At 61.7% G+C, this 19973-nt stretch carries 20 protein-coding genes; 5 read left to right on the top strand and 15 right to left on the bottom strand.

What is annotated here, in order from left to right:
- Positions 1 to 55 precede the first annotated feature (55 nt).
- Both AC2YJX_RS03895 and AC2YJX_RS03890 read right to left on the bottom strand, forming a co-directional pair.
- Positions 56 to 430, bottom strand: coding sequence for a hypothetical protein (locus AC2YJX_RS03895; RefSeq protein WP_055398140.1), 375 nt, complete (start codon positions 428 to 430; stop codon positions 56 to 58).
- Positions 431 to 547: 117 nt separating this feature from the next.
- Positions 548 to 1243 (bottom strand): Bax inhibitor-1/YccA family protein, encoded by a 696-nt coding sequence (locus AC2YJX_RS03890; RefSeq protein WP_055398139.1) that lies wholly within the window; start codon positions 1241 to 1243, stop codon positions 548 to 550.
- 250 nt (positions 1244 to 1493) lie between these two features.
- Here AC2YJX_RS03890 and AC2YJX_RS03885 point away from each other — a divergent pair, with 250 nt between their 5' ends.
- The gene (locus AC2YJX_RS03885; protein WP_121420472.1) at positions 1494 to 1901 is read left to right on the top strand and encodes a GlcG/HbpS family heme-binding protein; all 408 of its coding nucleotides are present in this window, start codon (positions 1494 to 1496) and stop codon (positions 1899 to 1901) included.
- A gap of 290 nt (positions 1902 to 2191) precedes the next feature.
- Here the strand turns inward: AC2YJX_RS03885 and hemP are convergent, their stop codons facing one another.
- The 9 genes from hemP to AC2YJX_RS03840 all read right to left on the bottom strand — a co-directional run bounded on the left by hemP (position 2192) and on the right by AC2YJX_RS03840 (position 9847).
- On the bottom strand, positions 2192 to 2413 hold the full coding sequence (gene hemP / locus AC2YJX_RS03880) for a hemin uptake protein HemP (protein ID WP_431149572.1): 222 nt from the start codon (positions 2411 to 2413) through the stop codon (positions 2192 to 2194).
- 268 nt (positions 2414 to 2681) lie between these two features.
- Positions 2682 to 3092 (bottom strand): ExbD/TolR family protein, encoded by a 411-nt coding sequence (locus AC2YJX_RS03875; RefSeq protein WP_055398136.1) that lies wholly within the window; start codon positions 3090 to 3092, stop codon positions 2682 to 2684.
- A 3-nt stretch (positions 3093 to 3095) separates the two neighbouring features.
- Entirely contained in the window at positions 3096 to 3815 is a 720-nt protein-coding gene (locus tag AC2YJX_RS03870) for a MotA/TolQ/ExbB proton channel family protein (RefSeq protein ID WP_055398135.1), read from the bottom strand.
- A 39-nt stretch (positions 3816 to 3854) separates the two neighbouring features.
- Positions 3855 to 4544 (bottom strand): energy transducer TonB, encoded by a 690-nt coding sequence (locus AC2YJX_RS03865; RefSeq protein WP_121420470.1) that lies wholly within the window; start codon positions 4542 to 4544, stop codon positions 3855 to 3857.
- Positions 4545 to 4642: 98 nt separating this feature from the next.
- Positions 4643 to 4915, bottom strand: coding sequence for a (2Fe-2S)-binding protein (locus AC2YJX_RS03860; protein ID WP_487255310.1), 273 nt, complete (start codon positions 4913 to 4915; stop codon positions 4643 to 4645).
- A gap of 116 nt (positions 4916 to 5031) precedes the next feature.
- The gene (locus AC2YJX_RS03855) at positions 5032 to 6165 is read right to left on the bottom strand and encodes an alpha-hydroxy acid oxidase (RefSeq protein ID WP_487255309.1); all 1134 of its coding nucleotides are present in this window, start codon (positions 6163 to 6165) and stop codon (positions 5032 to 5034) included.
- On the bottom strand, positions 6162 to 6845 hold the full coding sequence (locus AC2YJX_RS03850) for a Fe2+-dependent dioxygenase (protein ID WP_426304430.1): 684 nt from the start codon (positions 6843 to 6845) through the stop codon (positions 6162 to 6164). Before AC2YJX_RS03850 ends, AC2YJX_RS03855 begins: the two co-directional genes overlap by 4 nt.
- A gap of 161 nt (positions 6846 to 7006) precedes the next feature.
- Positions 7007 to 9178 (bottom strand): TonB-dependent receptor, encoded by a 2172-nt coding sequence (locus AC2YJX_RS03845; RefSeq protein ID WP_487255420.1) that lies wholly within the window; start codon positions 9176 to 9178, stop codon positions 7007 to 7009.
- A 348-nt stretch (positions 9179 to 9526) separates the two neighbouring features.
- Positions 9527 to 9847, bottom strand: coding sequence for an SWIB/MDM2 domain-containing protein (locus AC2YJX_RS03840; protein WP_055402700.1), 321 nt, complete (start codon positions 9845 to 9847; stop codon positions 9527 to 9529).
- A gap of 473 nt (positions 9848 to 10320) precedes the next feature.
- Here AC2YJX_RS03840 and rraA point away from each other — a divergent pair, with 473 nt between their 5' ends.
- A complete protein-coding gene (rraA, locus tag AC2YJX_RS03835; RefSeq protein ID WP_218300103.1) occupies positions 10321 to 10836 on the top strand; it encodes a ribonuclease E activity regulator RraA in 516 nt (171 codons plus the stop codon).
- Between the two features lie 20 nt (positions 10837 to 10856).
- Here rraA and AC2YJX_RS03830 read toward each other — a convergent pair whose 3' ends face one another.
- Positions 10857 to 11819: a DMT family transporter gene (locus tag AC2YJX_RS03830; protein ID WP_487255308.1), complete on the bottom strand. Its 963-nt coding sequence runs from the start codon at positions 11817 to 11819 to the stop codon at positions 10857 to 10859.
- Between the two features lie 38 nt (positions 11820 to 11857).
- Between AC2YJX_RS03830 and AC2YJX_RS03825 the strand changes: the two genes are divergently transcribed.
- The gene (locus AC2YJX_RS03825) at positions 11858 to 12280 is read left to right on the top strand and encodes a gamma-glutamylcyclotransferase family protein (RefSeq protein WP_055402715.1); all 423 of its coding nucleotides are present in this window, start codon (positions 11858 to 11860) and stop codon (positions 12278 to 12280) included.
- A 264-nt stretch (positions 12281 to 12544) separates the two neighbouring features.
- Positions 12545 to 13876, top strand: a complete 1332-nt coding sequence (aceA, locus tag AC2YJX_RS03820; protein ID WP_055402695.1) for an isocitrate lyase — start codon at positions 12545 to 12547, stop codon at positions 13874 to 13876.
- Between the two features lie 161 nt (positions 13877 to 14037).
- Here the strand turns inward: aceA and AC2YJX_RS03815 are convergent, their stop codons facing one another.
- The 3 genes from AC2YJX_RS03815 to AC2YJX_RS03805 form a co-directional block, all read right to left on the bottom strand.
- Positions 14038 to 15921 (bottom strand): hypothetical protein, encoded by a 1884-nt coding sequence (locus AC2YJX_RS03815; protein WP_487255307.1) that lies wholly within the window; start codon positions 15919 to 15921, stop codon positions 14038 to 14040.
- Between the two features lie 111 nt (positions 15922 to 16032).
- Positions 16033 to 16428 carry a GtrA family protein gene (locus AC2YJX_RS03810; protein ID WP_055402691.1) on the bottom strand — a complete coding sequence of 132 codons (396 nt, stop codon included), beginning with the start codon at positions 16426 to 16428 and terminating at the stop codon, positions 16033 to 16035.
- Positions 16429 to 16534: 106 nt separating this feature from the next.
- Positions 16535 to 17488 (bottom strand): glycosyltransferase family 2 protein, encoded by a 954-nt coding sequence (locus AC2YJX_RS03805; RefSeq protein ID WP_228897930.1) that lies wholly within the window; start codon positions 17486 to 17488, stop codon positions 16535 to 16537.
- A 565-nt stretch (positions 17489 to 18053) separates the two neighbouring features.
- Here AC2YJX_RS03805 and thrS point away from each other — a divergent pair.
- Complete coding sequence (gene thrS, locus AC2YJX_RS03800; RefSeq protein WP_487255306.1) at positions 18054 to 19973, top strand: threonine--tRNA ligase; 1920 nt, start codon at positions 18054 to 18056, stop codon at positions 19971 to 19973.

The following is a 19973-nucleotide window of genomic DNA, read 5'->3' as shown; positions in this document are numbered from 1 at the left end:
GGGGGGAGGCCGACGACGGTGCTCCCTGCGTCCTCAGGTGTCGATGCGGGACGGGCTAGCTGCGATTGCGGCTGGCAGCCGGGTCGCGTGGCTCGGTTTCGATGTCGCTGGATCGTTCGGTGCGCTCGGGTTTCTCGACCTTGCCGAGCACTGACGGTGCGCCTTCGATCTTGTTTTCGCGCATGTAGGCGTCCATGTCCTTCCACCCGGCAAACACCGAGGCCTTGGGGGCCTTGGGGTTCAAGGTGTAGCAGTCTTCCAGGCCCCGCAGCGCGTGGCGGCAGGCGCCGCCGATGGCCTTGGCTTCCTCCTCGCGCTGGGCGACGCGCGGATCCGGGCCCAGGCCGGGAATCTTGTCGCAGGCAGTCAGCAGCAGGATGCTGGAAAGAGCCAGCAGCCGTAGTGCGGTGGAGGAAGGTTTGCGATACATGTACTTGCATTATCGGCACGCCGTGCGCGCTATTGAGCCCCGGGCTGTGCAAAGCCGCAAGAAAAAAGGCTCCCGAAGGAGCCTTTGAGGCAAATCACCTGCTTGCAGGTGCGCGGGTTACTCGCGCTCCCCGCCCATGATGCCCAGCAGGGCCAGCAGGCTCTGGAACACGTTGAAGATGTCCAGATACAGCGCCAGAGTAGCGCTGATGTAGTTGGTTTCGCCGCCGTCCAGGATCTGCTTCAAGTCATACAGCATGTAGGCGCTGAAGATGCCGATGGCCGCCACCGAGATCGCCATCATGCCGACCGAGGAGCCCACGAACACGTTGATGACAGCGCCGACCATGAGCACCAGAGCGCCCACCATCAGCCACTTGCCCATGCCCGACAGATCGCGCTTGATCACGCTGGCGAGGCTGGCCATCACGAAGAACACGCCAGCGGTGCCGGCAAACGCCGTCATGATGAGGTCGGTACCGTTCTTGAAGCCCAGTACCATGCCGATCAGGCGCGAGAGCATGAGGCCCATGAAGAACGTGAAGGCGAGCAGCACAGGCACGCCAGCGGCCGAGCGCTTGGTCTTTTCGATCGCGAACATGAAAGCGAACGCGCCGCCCAGGAACACGATCAGGCCCACGCCGCCGCGCAGCGACTGGGTGATGCCTGTGGCAACGCCCACCCAAGCGCCGAGCACCGTGGGGATCATGCTCAGTGCGAGCAGCCAGTAAGTATTGCGAAGCACCTTGTGGCGCTCTTCCTGCGAGATGCCATAGCCCGCAGAGTGGCCCAGGGTGGTGACTTGGTCATTCATCTTGTGTCTCTCCTTGTTGGCCTGCACAACGCAGACATGAGAAATTTTAGGTGGTGATGGTTTTTGGCCCTGCAATACCCGCATCCGGTCACCTACTTTTGGTAAGGGTTCTTTCACCCTGGTTGGGGGTGAAGGGCGGTTGGGATGCCGCTATGCTTGCCGCTTCTTGTGCCGGGCTGGCCCGTTGGCAGCCGCACAGCCTCCATTTCATCTCTCTGTTTCTCTACTTTTCCATTTCTCGGATCGCACCATGAAAACCAAACACGAACTCGAACTGGCCGACGTCAAGGCCGTCGCCGCAGCGGCCGAAGCCGAAGCCCTCAAGAACAACTGGGCAGTGACCATCGCCATCGTCGATGACGGCGGCCATCTGCTGTGGCTGCAGCGCCTGGATGGCGCCGCAGCGGTGTCGTCCCACATCGCCCCGTCCAAAGCGCGCACGGCCGCTTTGGGGCGCCGTGAGAGCAAGGTGTACGAGGACGTGATCAACGGTGGCCGCACATCCTTCCTGAGCGCCCCCACCATCGACGGCCTGCTCGAAGGCGGCGTGCCGATCCTCAAGGACGGCCAGTGCCTGGGCGCCGTGGGCGTGAGCGGTGTGAAGTCCACGGAAGATGCGCAGATTGCCCGCGCCGGGATTGCAGCGCTGGGGCTTTGATACCCGCGGGTTGCTGGAGATTGCTATAAAAATAATAGCTGCTGGCGCTTTTCCATCAAGCGCTAGCAACCAAAAAAGCTTTAAACCTTCAGGGCAGACCTGCATCTCCCATAAAAAAACCGGCCACTGGCCGGTTTTTTTATGGGGTTCGATGAATCCTGGGGCGAGGAGAGCTGGGGAGAAAAAAAGCCTGGCTACGCGGGCGAACCCGTTGGCTGGCAAAAACGACCCTTTCGAGCTTGTTGCAAGCCCGGGAGTCGCCCCACGATGAAACTTGGTTCCTGGTGCAATTACTTGGTGAGGATGAGCTTGCCCAGCTTGGTGGCCTGCAGGCGATATACCGAGCCGTTGTGGCTGATCGCTACCGCTTTCTGACCCTGAAGCAGGGCACTGCTGTCCACGGCGCCAGCCACTGCGTCGGCAGGGTGGGGCGTGTCCCGATCCGTGTGTGGCACGGGCAGGTCTGAAGGGGCAGTACGCAGGAGCGAGGCGGCGGTCAGTGTGGCTTGCATGAAGAGTATTCCTGTTGCGTTGCAGTGCGTTTTGTTAATGATAACGATTCGCAATTACGAGTCAAGCGGGTTTGGTGTTTCTTTTTGTTGTTTTTTATGGCCTGTGCGACCCTGAAAAGACTTTGAACAGGTTCTGAGGGCCTTCAACGCCTGTGCCCGGGCAGCGTTGCTGCACCGGGCACAGGCGTAAAAACGTTCTTGAAAGTGACCTGCAGGCGGTGCTGATTCGGGCGAAATGGATTCACTGCGCCTGTAAAGCCCGACCCACTCAGGACTGGGGCTCGGTCACGAACCCAATCTTGCGCACGCCGGCCCGCTGCGCTGCGGCCATGGCCTGGGCCACGAACTCGTAGCGCACGTTCTTGTCGCCCCGGATGTGCAGGTCGGGCTGGGGTTCCTTGGCGGCCTCGGTCTGCAGGCGGGGGAAGAGTTCTTCCTCCGTGACCTCGAACTCGTTCCAGAAGTACTTGCCATCGGCCGACACCGACAGGCGCACGGTCTCGGGCTTGATGTTCTCGGGCTGGTTGGTGGCGCGGGGCAGGTCCACGTTCACCGAGTGTTTCATCACCGGCACGGTGATGATGAAGATGATGAGCAGCACCAGCATGACGTCCACGAGGGGCGTCATGTTGATCTCGTTCATCACGTCATCGGCATCGTCTTGGGTTCCGAAGGCCATGGCTTAGCCACCTTTCTTCATGGGCAGGACCTTGCCTTGCTCGCCGGGCGCATTCACGCGGGCGCCGGTCACAAAGTAGGCATGCAGGTCGTGCGCAAAGCTGTTGAGGCCGCCCAGGATGGACTTGTTGCCACGCACCAGCGCGTTATAGCCCAGCACGGCAGGGATGGCCACGGCCAGGCCCAGGGCGGTCATGATCAGCGCCTCGCCGATGGGGCCGGCCACCTTGTCGATGGTGGACTGGCCCGAGGTGCCAATGGCCAGCAGTGCGTGGTAGATGCCCCAGACGGTGCCGAACAGGCCGATGAACGGGGCGGTGGAACCCACCGAGGCCAGGATGGCCAGGCCGGATTGCAGACGTGCAGTGAACTCGTCAATGCAGTTGCGCAGGCAGCGGGTGACCCAGTCGCTCACGTCCAGGCTGTCGTGCAAGTGGGCCTTGGTGTTGCGGTGGTGGGCGGTGGCTTCGCGGCCTTCCAGCGCCAGGTGGCGGAAGGGGTTGGTGGGGTCGGCGCCCAGCTTGGTCAGGCCGGCGGCAAAGTCTTCGCTGTGCCAAAAATCCTGGGCGGCGCGGGCGTGTTTCTTGAACTTGATGATGTCCAGCGCCTTGATGAGGATGACGATCCACGAGGCCAGCGACATGGCCAGCAGCAGGATGGCGACGGCGCGGGTGACAAAGTCACCCTGGATCCAGACGTTGGCGATGCCGAATTGCGATTCCATGTGAAAACTCCCTAAAGCGATGATTGGTGGTGAATGCGGTTATTCGAGAACGAAATTGACAGGGACCAGGTTCCACATGGTCTCGGGCACGCCGTTGCGTTTGCCGGGCACGAAGCGCCAGCGCATGACGGCCTCCTGGGCCTGCCGGTCCAGGCGGTCGAAGCCGCTGGACTTGTTGATTTCCACCTTCTGCGGGGTGCCGTCGATGCCGATCAGTACGCGCAGCACCACCTTGCCCTGTTCGCCCATGCGTTTGCTGATGGCGGGGTAGCTGGGCTTGGGGTTGTTCAGGTAAGCGGCGTCGCTCGACGGCAGTTCGATCTTGGGCGGTGCGGGCGGAGCCGGGGGGGCTGGCGCAGGCGCAGGCGGGGCGACGGGCGCCTCAATGGGCGGCGCAGGTGGCTGGGGTGTGGTGATGCCCGTGGGGGCGTTGGGCGCCGGGGTGGGGTCGGCAATGGCCACTGGCATGGGTGCGGGGCGCGGAGCCACCTTGGGGGCGGGCTTGGGCGGTGGGGGTGGCGCTGGCGGCGGGGGGGTGACCTTGGGCGGAGCGGGGGGCGCGATGAACTCGGTCAGCAGTTCTGCTGGCACGATGACTTCGGCGGCCTTGCGCAGCAGGCCCGATTGCAGGGCCCAGAGGCCCGCAACATGCAGTGCGACGACGGAGCCCACGATCACGGTATTGCGGCTGAGGCCCCCGGGGGTGGCAAATCGATCTGGGTGAGACATAAAAATGATAGCAGCTAGCGCTTGTAAATCAAGCGCTAGCGCCCTAAAAGACCTCGATTATTTGCGAAAGATCCACCAGGCCGAGCCTGCGACGAGGATCAGGCTGCCTGCGAGTGTAGAGAGGAGTTCCATGACTTGCTTTCCAGGATGGAGCTGGCAAGCTGGATCGTTTTCGGCGCTACCTCATTGTGCAGGGCGGCCACCGGACTCGATGCACTGCACTGCGCCACCACATCCCGGGCGCAGCTTTCGCAGCACCCGCATTGGGTGGCCACGCCCAGTTCGAACTGGATTTCGTCAAAGCTCATGCCTGCACGTGCGTGGCGGGCAATCTCACGGTCGGAAATCCGGCGGCAAACACAGACGATCATGGCGGCAGGCAGTGTGGCTGGCTGTTGAAGGTGATGTGATTATAAATACGAATCTATCGCATTTGCAATAAATCATTTCCCGCAACGGGGACAAGGCCCACGGAGCGAGCAGGTCCTCAACGCGGCACCAGCAGCGCCGGGGACGCGTCGGCCAGGGTGGCACAGCCGGTGAGCGCCATGGCGATCTCCAGCTCATCGCGCAGCAGACGCAGCACGTGGGCCACGCCAGCCGCGCCGGCATTGGCCAGGCCGTGGACGGCGGGGCGCCCCACCAGCACGGCGCTGGCTCCCAAGGCCATGGCCTTGAGCACGTCGGTGCCGCGCCGGATGCCTCCGTCCACCAGCACAGGCATCGCTGGGCTCACCGCGCGGACTGCCTCGACCACGTGCGGCAGCTGGGTGGCGGTGGCGGGCGTGGTGTCCAGCGTGCGCCCACCATGGTTGGAGACGATGATCCCCGCCACGCCCAGGTTGGTGGCCTCGCGGGCGTCGTCGGGGTGCAGCACGCCTTTCAGCAGCACGGGCAGCCGGGTGATGGACTGCAGCCACTGCACATCGGCCCAGGTGGGGGCGTGGTGCAGAAGGCCGTCGAACAGTGCGCTTTGGCCGGGGGCGAGCGGGACTTCCGGCGCCGGCAGCATGCCCAGCAGGTTGACGGCGGTGATGCCGGTCGGAAGGCGGAACCCGGCACGGCGCTCGCGGTCGCGTGCGCCATGGCAGGGGGCGTCTACCGTCAGTACCAGGGCTTCGTAGCCCGCGCGCTCGGCCCGTTCGACCAGTTCGCGGGTGAAGTCTCGGTCGTGCTGCAGGTACAGCTGAAACCACAATGGCCCTCGCCCCGCGTCGTCCCGGATGGCATTGGCCACGGCCTCCAGCCGGGTGCTTGCCTGGGTGCTCAGCACCATGCCTGCGCCCAGGGCGGCTGCGGCATAGGCGGCGCCCAGTTCGCCATCGGAGTGGGCCATGCTCTGGTAGGCCACGGGGGCCAGCAGGATGGGGTGGGCCAGCGTGCGGCCGAGCAGTTCCACCCGCGTGTGCCCGCCCGCCAGCGGGCGCAGCACGCGGGGCAGCAGACCCATCCGGTCCCAGGCATGGCGGTTGGCAGCCAGCGTGATCTCGTCGGCCGCAGCCCCGTTGAAATAGGCCCAGGCTCCAGGCTCCAGGTGGGTGGCGGCATGGGTTTCGTGGTCCGCCAGGTTCACGATACCAGGCGGCAGGACGGTGCGGGGATCGGAGGCAGGATGGCTCACGTATCCGCCCACATACGCAGCAGGTTGTGGTACGTGCCCGTCAGGGCCACGGTCTCTGGCGATTCGCCGTGCTCCTGCCGCAGGCGCAGCAGGGCCATGTCCATGTTGTAGAGCAGGCGCCGCTGCTCGTCGCTGCGCACCATGCTTTCAACCCAGAAGAAACAGGCCATACGGTGCCCCCGGGTCACGGGGCTCACCTGGTGCACGCTGGTGCCGGGGTAGATCACCGCGTGGCCTGCAGGCAGCTTGACGCGTTGCTCACCAAAGGTGTCGTCGATGCAGAGCTCGCCGCCGTCGTATTCGTCGGGCTCGGACAGAAACACGGTGCACGAGATGTCGGTGCGCAGGCGTTCGCGCCGGTCCGCCATCTGGCGCACGGCGCTGTCCACATGGTCGCCGTAGTGGTTGGCGCCGCCGCCGTAGCGGTTGATGCGCGGGGGGAAGACGCGCTTGGGCAGTGTGGCAGTCAGGAACAGCGCACTGCGGTCCAGCGACGCCATCACCAGGGCTGAAATGCGCTGCGCAGCCTCGCAGTCGCGGGGCAACTGTTCATTGTTCTTGGCCTGGCGCGCCTGCGTGCCCGCACTGTCCTTGCCATCGGCCCAGGGGGCGTTGCGCAGCAGCTGGCGGGCGGTCTGCAGGTCATGCGGCGAGAGAAGATCGGGGAGCGTGAGGAGCATGGCGGGGGTTGTAAAGCAAAAAAGCCGCCCCGGTAAGGGGGCGGCAAATACCTTGAAGAAACGTTGTGACGTAGGTCAGACATAACTCGCGCAAAACAGAGGTTCGCCACCTGCCTGCCCCTTGGAACTGCAGGTGGCCATCTATGTCTGCGCGAGCCCTGTCAGAACTTCATGCTGGCCGTGACCTGGAAGACGCGGCCCGCGCCCGGAATGTAGTGGCCGCTGTAGATCGAGTCGGCGTAGAGCTTGTTCGTCACGTTGCTCAGATTGGCCTTGATCGTGTAGCGCTCGTTGATGGCGTATTCGGCCATCAGGTCGGCGGTCACGTAGCCGGGCACTTCCCAGCCGGGGTTGCGGTTGGGGGTTTGCGAGCTGCGGAAGTTCAGGCCGCCACCCACGCGCAGTTCGGGTGTGATCTGGTAGGTGGTCCACACCGTGCCGCTGTGGCGGGGCGTGAGCGAGGGGCGTGTGCCCTGGCCTTCGGCGCCTTCAGCACCGATGTCGATCTTTGCGCTGGGCATCCACATGTACGAGCCATAGATCTCCCACTTGGACGTCAAGCGGCCGGTGATGTCGATCTCGGCACCCGCGGCGTGGCGCTTGCCCGACAGTACGGCGATGTTCAGGTCGGGGTCGGTGTTGCGCTCACGGTACTTGGTGGAGTGGAACACGGCCAGTCGTGTGGTGAAGCGCTTGTCGGCCGAGTCCAGCTTGGCGCCGATTTCGATGTTGCGGCTGGCTTCGGGCGGTGTGTTCACCGTCTGGGCGCTGTACGAATACGTGTCGCCCGAGGTGTTGAACGACGTGCCGTACGAGAAGTGGTACGACTGCAGGTCGTTGGGCTGGTACAGCACGCCTGCACGCTTGCTCCACTCGGAAATCTTCTGGCGGTAGCTGGTGGTGGTGACGGGGCCTGGCGCATCGGCAGGAATGCCGAACGTGTTGTAGCGGCCGTCCATGTTGTCGTAGCGCAGGCCGGCCAGCAGCTTCCAGTGCGGAGCGATCTGGATCAGGTCTTGGGCATAGATGCCAAAGCCCTTGGCTTCAAAGTTGCTGGTGTCGCGCAGCACGCGCAGGGACTCGTCCACGCCGACGCCGTCGTTCGGTGTGCCCACGGTGGTTGGCGGTTTCGTGATATTGACGCCCCCTTGCGCTGCAGTGCGTGCGCCGTACACGGTCTTCTTTTCGTGGGAAAAGTCTGCACCTGCCAGCAATTCGTGCTTGTAGCCCAGGGCTTCAAATTTCTTGCTGAAGTCGCTTTGCAGGTGCACCGTGTCCATGTCCTGGATCTTCAGGTGCGTGCCGCGCGTCAGGCGCGTGGCCGGGCCGAAGTTCTCCAGCGTGGCAGCCACGCCGCCGGGTTGCTGGGCGGCCGCTGCCAGGCGGATGGCGCCGGCGCGCTGGTCACGCTCGAAGCGGCCCACGCGCAGTTGCGTCTTGAGCTCGGCATCGCCGTCAAAGCGGTGGATGTGGCCCAGCGTGGCAAAGCTTGCACTGCCGGCGTTGTAGTCGCTGGCGGCGCCGTAGTAGGCCTTGGGGTCCAGCGGCAGCAGCGTGGTGTCGCTGGCGGGCGAGCCTGCGCTGCGGCGGATCCAGGGCATGCCGTAGTTCATGCCGTTCTTGTTGTCCAGGTGGTACAGGCTCACGGAGAACTCGTCGCGCGTTCCGATGCCAAAGGCGTAGGTGCCGGCAATGCCCTTCTTCTCGATGCTGCTGCCCGAGCCGTTGTTGTCGGCCGTGGTGCTCATCGCGTTCAGGCGCAGGGCAGCGTTTTCGCCGGTGAGGATGTTGAAGTCGCCCGTGATGCGGCGGTATTGGTGGCTGCCCAGGGTCAGGTCGACCTGGTGCGAATCGATAAGGCGCGGGGCCTTGCTCACCTGGTTGACCGCGCCGCCGGTGGAGCCCCGGCCGAACAGCATCGAGGCCGAGCCGCGCAGCAGTTCGACGCGGTCCAGGTTGAAGGTGTCGCGGTCGTAGAACGCGGGGTCGCGCATGCCGTCGATGAACATGTCGCCCGTGCTTTGCAGCGCAAAGCCGCGCAGGCGGATGTCTTCCTCGCCGCCTTCGGCCGCCAGGAAGGTGATACCGGCGGTGTTCTTCAGGGCTTCCTTGACGGTGTCGAGGTTGCGGTCGTCGATCAGGCGTTCGGTGACCACGGTGACGGACTGTGGAATGTCACGCAGCTGCTGCTTGCCCTTGCCAATGGTGGTCTCGGTGGCGCGCACGCTGTCTTTGCCCTCGGGGGCTTCGGCACGTTCTTTGACGACCACAGGGGCCAGCGTTTTCTCGGGGGTGGTGGTCTGTGCCATGGCGCCCACAGAGGCAGCCAACATGAGTGCGCCCAGCGGGAGCAGGGCCTTGTCGGACGACAGGCCGCGCGGTGTGGTGGACACGAAGGAAGGAGAAGATTGTTGTGGGCGCAGCACGGAGCTGCGGCGCTGAGCGCGTGGTTTTGCCAAGATGGCCTCCGTCGGTGGGGATGTGCTGATGGCGCGCGGGGCGCCAGGCGCAGGCGAGAGGCAGTGGCTAGGTCAACATGGCTGTGCTTCGACTTGCTTCATTATGTTACATCAAATGCGGGTCATTCTCATTTGCATTGATGTTAATGCACCACAGTCTGCCGGAGTACAGGCGAAAAAAAGCCGGCTGAGCCGGCTTCTTTGGTGCACCAGGTGCGGGGATTATTTGACGTGCTTGCCAATCAGGCCAGCCAGCTCAAACATCGAGACCTGGGGCTTGCCGAACAGCTCCTTGAGCTTGGCATCGGCGTTGATGTTGCGCTTGTTGGTGGCGTCCTGCAGGTTGTTGGCCTTGATGTAGACCCACAGCTTGCTGATGATCTCCGTGCGTGGCAGCGGTGCCGAGCCCACCACGGCGGCCAGCGCGGGGCTGGGCGTGAGCGCTTTCATGAAAGCAGCGTTGGGGGTGCGCTTCTTGGCGGGGGCAGCAGCCGTCTTGGCTGCGGGGGCTGTTTTTGCCGGAGCTTTTTTTGCAGTTGCCATGTTGGGTTTTCCTTGTTGGAAGTAAATTTTCACCAGCGAAAACTAGGCTTTCCCACTGGCAGGCTGATGCTACTGGGAAAAAAACGCGTTTCCAAGGGAGAAACGGCTTTTTTTGCCTCGATTTGTAGCCGTGGTGCCGCGTGCAGGCCAATAAGTTGCCCACGCTGCGCTCCTGCCTTGACAAAGCGGCCTGCGCGGGCCGCGTTTGAGGGCCTGCCCCTGGGGCTGTATGACAATGCGGGGCAACCTGCGTGGCCCGGCGCTAGGAGGCTTCGCGGCAGAATGCGTCGAAGCGAAACGCGCGAAAACCGGGGATCGCGCGGTGCTACCGACAAGCCCAGGGGGACCCCTGGGCGCAGGAGGTAGTACCGCGCGAGACCGGTTTATCGCACGTTGCAGCCGATGTTCCTTCTGCTGCGCAGCCTCCTAGCCGCTTTCCCTGTTGTTCATTCCGCCTGAAAGGCTTACGAAACATGACTGCTGCACCTTCCTCCACTCCCTTCAGCACCTGTGATTTTTGCGACGAGCACAAGGGTGATATGAGCGGGTCTTTCCGCGTTTTGCCCCCCGTTTTCCAGAGTTTTGGCGGTGTGGCCGCGTTTGCGGGCCCCGTGAGCACCGTCAAGTGCCATGAGGACAACACGCAGGTCAAGGCTGCTGTGGAGTCACCGGGTGAGGGCCGCGTGCTGGTGGTGGATGGGGGTGGATCGCTGCGCCGCGCGCTGGTGGGTGGCAATCTGGCGGCTGCCGCTGCGCGCAATGGCTGGGCCGGCCTGGTGGTGGATGGCTGCGTGCGTGACGTGGCCGAACTGAACGCCGCAGCCGTCGGCCTTCGTGCGCTGGGGTTGATGCCATTGCCCACCGAGCGCCGTGGCGAGGGGCAGCGCGATGTGGCCGTGCAGATCCAGGGGGTCTGGGTGCGGCCGGGCGACTGGCTGTATGCCGATGCGGATGGCATCGTGGTCAGCACACAGCCCTTGGCTGCGTAGCGATCGCGGTCGGGCTATCGTCACCCTGCTTGATTGTTGCGTCGGCCGACACGCAGCGCTGTGCGTGAGGGCAGGGTGGCCAGCAGCATGCTGGCCAGCGCGATGGCAAACGCCGCCCATTGCCAGACGGTCAGTGATTCGCCCAGCACCAGCACGCCGACCAGGGCCGCGCTCACTGGCAACATGACCGAGAAGACGCCGCCCTGAGCAGCCGGCACGGCCTTGAGCCCGGTCATCCAGAGCCACACCGTCCACACGCAGGCAGCCAGCGCGTAGAACACCAGCAGCGTCCAGGTGCCCCAGCCTACGGCGGCAAAGTCAAAATGCCAGGCGGCGTACAGCCCGAACGGAGTGGACAGCACAAAGCCCCACAGGTTGATGAGCGAGGTGATGCGCTTGGGGCCCAGACTGCTGGTGAGCTTCTTGCCGATCACCGTGTAAGCAGCTTCGCACACCACCGCGCCCAGCAGCAGCAAGGGCCCCAACCATGCAAGGTTTTGAGTATTTTGGGTGCCTGGCGCTTGTCCAATATGCGCTGAATGCTCTTGTTTTGATAGCGAATACAAGGCAATACCCGCCACGGCACAGACCACGGCGGCCCAGGTGCGTGGCGCCACGCGTTCGCGCAAAAAGAGCCAGCCCATCACCGCCACCGCGGCGGGAATCGCGGCCAGGGTCACTCCGGCCGTGACCGCATCGGTGAGGCTCACGCCATAGATCATGCAGATGGTGAACAGGAAATTGCCCAGAAACGACTGTAGAAACAACAGCCGCCGGGTTTGTGGGGCGAGGGGTGGCTCATCCACAGGTTTGCGGAGCCAATGCAGCATGGCTATGCCACCAATGCCAAAACGCATCCATGCGAGCAGAAAAACCGGCAGCACGGCGGCCAGCGGTTTGGACAGCGCCACGTAGCTGCCCACCAGCGCCATGCTGAGGGCCAGGCACAGGTAGGCAAAGGGGCGGCTGGGAGTGGTGTTCACTAGACTGGTGATCGCTCAACGAAAAGGAGGTGCGCATCATGCCCGACGAAACCCCGCCCGCCAGCCCTGCACGCCACGTCTTTGTCTATGGCACCTTGCGGCGCGGCGGATCCAATGACATCACCCGCCTTCGCCCGGCGCCAAGATTCATGGGGGCCGCCCAGGTGCCTGGGGTGCTCTACCACCTGGGGGCCTATCCCGGCATGGCGTTGGGCGGGCCCCTGGGGGTGGTGCACGGGGAGGTGTATGCCATCGAGCCAGCGCTGGAAGCTGTACTGGACGAGATCGAGGACCTGGGGGCGACCCCCAGTGACGAGTATGTGAAGCGCGAGATCGTGGTTGATGTGGGCGGGCAGGGCGTGCCTTGCCTGGTCTATGAGATCAATCCCCGGTATGTAGTCTCTGCACCCCGGATTGCCGGGGGGGACTGGCTGCAAGCGCCGCCTTCGGCCGTGTTGTGAATGACGATCTTTGTTTTTTGTAATACGGAATTTTGATTCCTCAATGTGGAATACGATAGATGTTGCATTGCAGCATTTTTTCTCGATATGAGAAATCAATTTCTGTATTGAGAAATGCTGTGGTTAAGTTGTTGTTTTTCAAAGAGAAAATTTATCTCTTCTATAAGACATAAGAGCTTGCACAAGTCTTATAGAAGACTTAAAGTTGTCTCCAAGGGCGGCACAAGCAGCCCGGCGTTTTCAACCAACCTCTGGAGTGATCTCATGCCCCAATCCCTCAACGAACAACTGAGCCGCGAACAGCAAATTGCCGCCCTGGAAAAAGACTGGGCGACCAACCCCCGCTGGAAGGGCGTGAAGCGCGGCTACTCCGCTGCCGACGTGGTGCGTCTGCGCGGCTCGTTGCCCATTGAGCACACGCTGGCCAAGCGCGGCGCTGAAAAGCTGTGGGACAAGATCAACGGCGGCGCCAAGAAGGGCTACGTCAACGCGTTCGGCGCCATCTCCGCCGGTCAGGCCATGCAGCAAGCCAAGGCAGGCCTCGAAGCCGTGTACCTGTCGGGCTGGCAAGTGGCCGCTGATGGCAACACCAGCGAAACCATGTATCCCGACCAGTCGCTGTACGCCTACGACTCGGTGCCCACCATGGTTCGCCGCATCAACAACACCTTCAAGCGCGCTGACGAAATCCAGTGGGGCCGCGGCATCAACCCCGGCGACAAGGAATTCATCGACTACTTCCTGCCTATCGTGGCTGACGCTGAAGCCGGTTTCGGCGGCGTGCTGAACGCGTTCGAACTGATGAAGAACATGATCCAGTCGGGCGCTGCCGGTGTTCACTTTGAAGACCAGCTGGCCGCGGTGAAGAAGTGCGGCCACATGGGGGGCAAGGTGCTGGTGCCTACGCAAGAAGCCTGCGAAAAGCTGATCTCCGCACGTTTCGCGGCCGACGTAATGGGCGTGTCCACCATCGTTCTGGCCCGTACCGACGCTGAAGCAGCCAACCTGATCACGTCCGACCACGACGCCAACGACAAGCCCTTCCTGACTGGCGAGCGCACGCAAGAAGGCTTCTACCGCGTCAAGAACGGCCTGGAGCAAGCCATCAGCCGTGGCGTGGCCTACGCCCCCTACGCCGATCTGGTGTGGTGCGAAACCGGCGTGCCAGACATCGGCTTCGCCCGTGAATTTGCGCAAGCTGTGCACGCCGCCTGCCCCGGCAAGCTGCTGTCGTACAACTGCTCGCCCTCGTTCAACTGGAAGAAGAACCTCAACGACAAGCAGATCGCTTCGTTCCAGGAAGACCTGTCGGCCCTGGGCTACAAGTACCAGTTCATCACGCTGGCCGGTATCCATATCAACTGGTTCAACACGTTCCAGTTCGCCCATGCATACGCTCAAGGCGAAGGCATGAAGCACTACACCGAGATGGTGCAAGAGCCAGAATTCGCAGCACGCGAAAAGGGCTACACCTTCGTGTCGCACCAGCAGGAAGTGGGCGCAGGCTACTTCGACGACGTGACCACGGTGATCCAGGGCGGCTCGTCCTCTGTGAAGGCCCTGACGGGTTCGACCGAAGAAGAGCAGTTCCACTGATCTGAAATCCCCCGTACGGGGGATGGGGATACAGCAAGAAAAAAAGCCACCCCTTGGGGTGGCTTTTTTCCGTCTCTCTTTTTCGTCTGGTGTTGGACGCATCGGGGCCGGGCGGTACGCGCACATGGGCTTTGCGTGGTCTTTCCGGGGAGTTCGCCCCGTCAGTGCACAGTGATGGGACGGGTAATTGCCGAAACGTCGCAATCCAGTGGGCCCAGCGTCGACGAAATGGTGGCGCCGTAGGCTTGGCTTGCGGGCATGGTCAGTGTCCATTCCAGATCGTAGTAGTTGGAACCAAGGTACCGGGCGTGCGCGGTGGTCAGGGGCTTTTTGTACTCGGCGCCCTGGACCTTCCAATGGGCCTGTTGTTCGATGGGGTAGTCCCTGCCGCACCGCAAGGCAACACGCACGATGGTTTCTGGCGCAGGCGGGAGGGTGAGGGTCAGGCCTTCTGCGAATCGTGCTGGCAGGAAGGTCATGTAGTCCATCTTTTTGTTGGACAGGACATTGTTTTCTGCCTTGCCATTGACCAGCGCACCAGTGTTGCGGACTGCATAAATCGCGCTGGCGCCCACTGTGGTCATGGCCTGCAAGCCTTTGGTGAAGTCGAACCGGAGTGCATCCTGATCGTTGGCGATGAAATAAAGGGTCTGCGAAACCTGCCCCGTCGTAGCCGGAGAGGGGCAAGGCGCGTCGAGCGTCCGGTTGACGGCGTTGCTCATCACCATGGGGTCCAGGCCGATGACTTGGTCCTGGCAAATCCCTCGGCTCGACAGGCCGTCGCGCATCGCATGCAGGTACTTGAATGTGTACCCCGGAATCTTGTATTCCAGGGGTTCCAGTTTGGGGAAAAACAGCGATGCGAGCAGGAGATCGTATTTGCCCCTTTTCTCGAACTGAAGGTAAAGGTTCAGATGGGCGACGACAACGAGGACCAAGGATGTTGCGGCTAGGGCATTGAAGTGCCCGGTCGAAAGTGACGCTTTTTCGCTGGCGCGCGCCAAACCATGGGCCGCCAATACTGCAAGCCACGGGTGCACCACGTCCAGGTGCCAAAAAGCGCCCTGGCTTAGAAAAGCCATGGAAACGATGAACCACAGCACCGTGGTGAGCAATATCCAGCGGAGGGTCCGCTCTTTTGCTGCAAAGACGATGCCCAGCAACACCCCTCCCAGCATCAGAGTCAGGTGAAAGGCCGTCAGTGCGCCCAGTCCACTGATGGCCGGGTGGATACTCTCAATGGCGCTGTAGGGCATCAGGAAAACGTCACGCCATTTGTCCATGTCCAACAGATTGCTGAGCCAGCCATGGCCGGAGGCTGTGGCGGCCGACGCAGGCGCGGGCGACAACAGCTTCGAGACGGCCCCTGATTGGCTTCCCCACACGGCTGCCATCCCTGCAATGAGGAGCAGGGAAGCCAGCGTTCTACGGTTCAGGAGAACCTGGTAGTTCAGCAGTGCGTAGGCTCCCAGGCCCAGCAACAATGGCGCTGCAGAGGGGTGGATTTGTACAAGCAGGAATGCCGCCAGCGGAAGCAACAGCCCATCGTGACGGTGCTGTTGCGCAAGGCTGATGAACAACCCCAGGACCACATTGCTCAATGTCATCACCAGAGCAGGATTCCAGGCGCTGTGGGTGTAGAAAGACGCAAAGACGGGGAATGCCAGCACTGCATAGGCAAGTGCACATCTGGAACCCAACTGTGCGTGGATGACGCGGAGCAGATACCAGACCGACAGCGCAAACAGTGCGCCGAATGTGATGAAGATCGCAGCCTCGGTGTCCCTGATCAGAAGGGGCAGGGCGAGCAGGTAGTAAAAACCTGGCGGCAGGTTGAAACGTTCCCCGAACAGCGGAGGACCATTGAGCGGCCATTCCTGGTGATGGATCAGTCTGCGTGCAATTTCCACGTCACGGATCTGGTCAGGGCCGTGGAATGTAATGTCAAAGAAGTAGACCTGTATGGCCCCCAGGATGGCGACAAAGATCAGCGCTATCCAGTAGCTTGATGTTCGCTGGCGGGTCATCAAAGCGGCTGTCTGCATGTCTACCTTTTTGATCGTCTTGTTGCTGGGGGCTGCGCCCTGTTCCTCGAAGGGCAAGAGAGCCCAAGACCCCTGTTGCGCGGGGTGTGATGGGCCGTTGCCAGAGCTTGTTTAGGGCATGTCCGAGGTCTTGTGCGTGAAGGTCCAGGCGTTGTTGAGAAGGAAATTGTTCAGTGCCACGGCGCCCACAGCTACAAACGCCCCCCAGCCGTACCACAGGCCCAGAAAATCCGTGAACAGCTTGATGATGAGGATGTTCAGCCCCAGGCCGATCAGCGACACGATGCAGTACCTGATCAGCGAAGCCCAGTAGCTGCCAACGTATCCAAAGGTCCAGATCCTGTTCATTCCGTAGGAGATCAGCAGTGCAAATACAAACCCTGTGGTGGTGGCAACGACCGGCCCTGTTAAGCCAAGCTCCACCAGCAGGAACAGGGTGGACATGTGCACTACGGCACCGATAACACCCACAACGCCATAGCGAAGCAGTTTGGAAAAGGAGGGCATGAGGGCAATGGTGAATGTGAAATAGCGGTGCCGTGACCCCCGCGTGGTGGAGAAAGAAGGGTCAGTGCGACATGGAGCGCTCAGGCGTGCGGCCTGCGTTGCCGGATCAAGGGCTGGCGGGGTTGTCGGGTTGGTTCAGAGGCAGCTTCTGGGAGACGATGTAGCGGGGTCGTTGTTTGACCTCGTCATAGATGCGCGCGAGATACTCCCCGATGATTCCGAGGCCAATCATCAGTGAGCTGCCGATGATCAGTAGCAGCAAGATGACGGTGGTAAAGCCGTTGATCGCCGCTCCCGACAACTTCATGTACACCGTGTGCATCCCCAGCATGACGGAAAATGCGAAGAAGAGCACACCAAAGATTGTGATCAGGTGCAGTGGAAAAGTGCTGAAACTTGTGACGGCAACGGCCGCAAGGCGAATCAGGCCAAAGACAGACCATCCCGAATCTCCAGCGATGCGGGGCTCCACCTCGAAGGGGATCTGCGTAGACCGGAACCCCATCCAGCTGATCATGCCGCGAAAGAAGACGTTGCGTTCTTTCATCGTGCGATACGCCTCGATGACCCGTTGATCAAGCAGTTTGTAGTCGGACGCGCCGTTCAAGTCGTGGCCGGAGAACGCCCGCAAAATGAGATAAAACAGTTTTGCCCGTGCAGCAGAGAGGCTGGATTCGTCGCCCCGGCTGGTTTTGACCGCTTCCACGATGTCGAACTCGCCAGTGCGCCAAGTTTCGATCATGGTCGGGAGCAGGGAAGGAGGGTGCTGCATGTCGCCGTCCATGATGATCACCGCCTTGCCTCGTGCCGCCTCCAGGCCCGCCGACACCGCCGCTTCCTTGCCAAAATTGCGACTCAGGCGCAGACCCCGCAACCGGGCCATGGTTTGAGAGATGGCGGTAATTTCATTCCATGTGTTGTCTTTGGACCCATCATCCACCACCACGATTTCCCAGGTGGAGGCTGACACAGCCAGGAATTTCTCGACCTCCCGCAAGGTGAAGCGGATGCCAGCTTCTTCACAATAGACAGGGATGACAACGGAAATCTCAGGGTGCATAAACATTCTCATAAAGCCGATCCTGGCCGAAGATCAGCTACGAGCCAGTGTGATGGGATGTACCGAAGTGCTGCCTTGGGGTGTGGCTGCGCAATCGGTGCTAGCGAGGTGCTGTTGCTTGACGCCCGTGTTACCGGGGCGCCTGGCTTGGTGACGCCCCAGTGCAGGACTTTCTCACATTTCGACGCACCGACTGTGGTTGCCAGATTGACTACCGCCAAAAATCATCGCACAGTTTTGCTCATGGGGCGGGAGTGTTCATGGGTGCTCCAGTTGTGTAAGCGAAATGTCTTTGATGATGTGCGCAAGCGCGTTGTCTGGGCAATCGATCCCGGGGCGGGGGTAAAATGCCAAAAATTCCACTTACAAGAGCGAGAAAGGCAATCTGGTTATGACACCGCGAACTACATCGGAGATGTTGACTGGCCGTTAAGGCTGGCTGTTCGCGCCTGCACGAGATTGCACTCCTCATCCAGAAAGCGCGGACCCGTTCCGCGCTTTTTTGTTTCTGGGCCTGGCGCGTGCCCGCATCCATTGCACTGATTGAAAAGAAAGAGTTACTCCCATGATTCACATCACGCTTCCTGATGGCTCGCAGCGCGAATTCCCGGGTCCTGTCACGGTGGCCGAAGTGGCGGCCTCTATCGGCACCGGTCTGGCCAAGGCGGCTCTGGCCGGCAAGATTGACGGCAAGGTGGTGGACACCAGTTACCAGATCACGGCCGACAGCCCACTGTCCATCATCACGGCCAAGGATGTCGATGGCCTGGGGGTCATTCGCCACTCCACAGCCCACTTGCTGGCCTACGCCGTCAAGGAGCTGTTCCCGGAAGCCCAGGTGACCATCGGCCCGGTGATCGAGAACGGTTTCTTCTACGACTTTGCGTACAAGCGCCCCTTCACGCCTGAGGACCTGGTGGCCATCGAAAAGCGCATGGTCGAACTCGCCGCCAAGGACGAGCCCGTGGTACGCCGCGTTCTGCCGCGCGACGAGGCCGTGGCCTATTTCAAGGGCCTGGGCGAGCACTACAAGGCTGAGATCATTGCGAGCATCCCCAGCAATGAAGACGTGAGCCTGTACCGTGAAGGCAATTTCGAAGACCTATGCCGTGGCCCCCATGTGCCCAGCACGGGCAAGCTGAAGTTCTTCAAGCTCATGAAGGTAGCGGGCGCCTACTGGCGTGGCGACCACCGCAACGAGATGCTGCAGCGTATTTATGGCACGGCCTGGACTTCCAAAGAAGAACTGCAGCAGTACCTCACCATGCTGGAAGAGGCCGAAAAGCGCGACCACCGCAAGCTGGGGCGTGAACTGGACCTGTTCCACATGGATGAGCATTCGCCTGGCACCGTGTTCTGGCACCCCAAGGGCTGGGCTTTGTGGCAAGAGGTGGAGCAGTATATGCGCCGCGTCTATCGCAATAACGGCTACCAGGAGGTGAAGGGTCCGCAGATCCTGGACAAGAGCCTGTGGGAGAAAACGGGCCACTGGGACAAGTACCGCGACAACATGTTCACGACCGAGTCGGAAAAGCGCGAGTACGCGCTCAAGCCGATGAACTGCCCCGGCCACATCCTGATCTACAAGCAGGGAATCAAGAGCTACCGCGACCTGCCATTGCGCTACGGCGAGTTCGGTGCCTGCCACCGCAATGAGCCTACGGGCGGCCTGCACGGCATCATGCGCGTGCGCGGCTTCACGCAGGATGACGGGCACATTTTCTGTACGGAAGAGCAGGTGCTGGAAGAGTGTGCCAACTACACGGCGCTGGTGCAGAAGGTCTACAAGGACTTTGGCTTTACCGACATCATCTACAAGGTGGCCACACGGCCTGAGGCACGCATTGGCACGGACGAGTCGTGGGACCGCGCGGAGAAGGCGCTGATGGATGGCCTGCGCCATTCGGGTTGCGAGTTCGAGATTGCCGAAGGCGAAGGTGCGTTCTATGGTCCGAAGATCGAGTACACGCTCAAGGACGCGCTGGGCCGTCAATGGCAGTGCGGCACGATGCAGATCGACCCCAACCTTCCCGAGCGTCTGGACGCCGAATACGTGGCCGAAGACGGCAGCCGCAAGCGCCCACTGATGCTGCACCGTGCAACCGTGGGCAGCATGGAACGGTTCATTGGCATGCTGATCGAACACTATGCCGGGGCGTTCCCGGTCTGGCTCGCTCCGGTGCAGGTTGCGGTACTCAACATCACCGACGCACAGGCCGATTACTGTCGCGAAATTGCCGCAAAACTGCAAAAAGCACTTCCGAATCAAGACCTTAGGGTGGCGGTCGATCTGCGCAACGAAAAGATTACGTATAAAATACGCGAGCATTCGTTGCAAAAGCTGCCGTACATCCTTGTCGCGGGCGACAAGGAAAAGGCCGCAGGAGCCGTCGCAGTGCGCGGCCGGGGCAATCGTGACCTCGGCGTGATGTCTGTTGAAGCGTTCGCTGAGCTGATCGCCCAAGACATTGCCACCAAAGCCTGA

Source organism: Acidovorax sp. SRI_002 (assembly GCF_057586455.1).
The sequence above is the reverse complement of the archived record's forward strand: the minus strand, read 5'-3'. Positions and strand labels throughout refer to the sequence as shown.

Coding starts and splice junctions, on each gene's coding strand:
- AC2YJX_RS03895 (WP_055398140.1), bottom strand. CDS start 430: ATGTATCGCAAACCTTCCTCCACCGCACTACGGCTGCTGGCTCTTTCC.
- AC2YJX_RS03890 (WP_055398139.1), bottom strand. CDS start 1,243: ATGAATGACCAAGTCACCACCCTGGGCCACTCTGCGGGCTATGGCATC.
- AC2YJX_RS03885 (WP_121420472.1), top strand. CDS start 1,494: ATGAAAACCAAACACGAACTCGAACTGGCCGACGTCAAGGCCGTCGCC.
- hemP (WP_431149572.1), bottom strand. CDS start 2,413: ATGCAAGCCACACTGACCGCCGCCTCGCTCCTGCGTACTGCCCCTTCA.
- AC2YJX_RS03875 (WP_055398136.1), bottom strand. CDS start 3,092: ATGGCCTTCGGAACCCAAGACGATGCCGATGACGTGATGAACGAGATC.
- AC2YJX_RS03870 (WP_055398135.1), bottom strand. CDS start 3,815: ATGGAATCGCAATTCGGCATCGCCAACGTCTGGATCCAGGGTGACTTT.
- AC2YJX_RS03865 (WP_121420470.1), bottom strand. CDS start 4,544: ATGTCTCACCCAGATCGATTTGCCACCCCCGGGGGCCTCAGCCGCAAT.
- AC2YJX_RS03860 (WP_487255310.1), bottom strand. CDS start 4,915: ATGATCGTCTGTGTTTGCCGCCGGATTTCCGACCGTGAGATTGCCCGC.
- AC2YJX_RS03850 (WP_426304430.1), bottom strand. CDS start 6,845: ATGCTCCTCACGCTCCCCGATCTTCTCTCGCCGCATGACCTGCAGACC.
- AC2YJX_RS03845 (WP_487255420.1), bottom strand. CDS start 9,178: ATGTTGGCTGCCTCTGTGGGCGCCATGGCACAGACCACCACCCCCGAG.
- AC2YJX_RS03840 (WP_055402700.1), bottom strand. CDS start 9,847: ATGGCAACTGCAAAAAAAGCTCCGGCAAAAACAGCCCCCGCAGCCAAG.
- rraA (WP_218300103.1), top strand. CDS start 10,321: ATGACTGCTGCACCTTCCTCCACTCCCTTCAGCACCTGTGATTTTTGC.
- AC2YJX_RS03825 (WP_055402715.1), top strand. CDS start 11,858: ATGCCCGACGAAACCCCGCCCGCCAGCCCTGCACGCCACGTCTTTGTC.
- aceA (WP_055402695.1), top strand. CDS start 12,545: ATGCCCCAATCCCTCAACGAACAACTGAGCCGCGAACAGCAAATTGCC.
- AC2YJX_RS03815 (WP_487255307.1), bottom strand. CDS start 15,921: ATGCAGACAGCCGCTTTGATGACCCGCCAGCGAACATCAAGCTACTGG.
- AC2YJX_RS03810 (WP_055402691.1), bottom strand. CDS start 16,428: ATGCCCTCCTTTTCCAAACTGCTTCGCTATGGCGTTGTGGGTGTTATC.
- AC2YJX_RS03805 (WP_228897930.1), bottom strand. CDS start 17,488: ATGCACCCTGAGATTTCCGTTGTCATCCCTGTCTATTGTGAAGAAGCT.
- thrS (WP_487255306.1), top strand. CDS start 18,054: ATGATTCACATCACGCTTCCTGATGGCTCGCAGCGCGAATTCCCGGGT.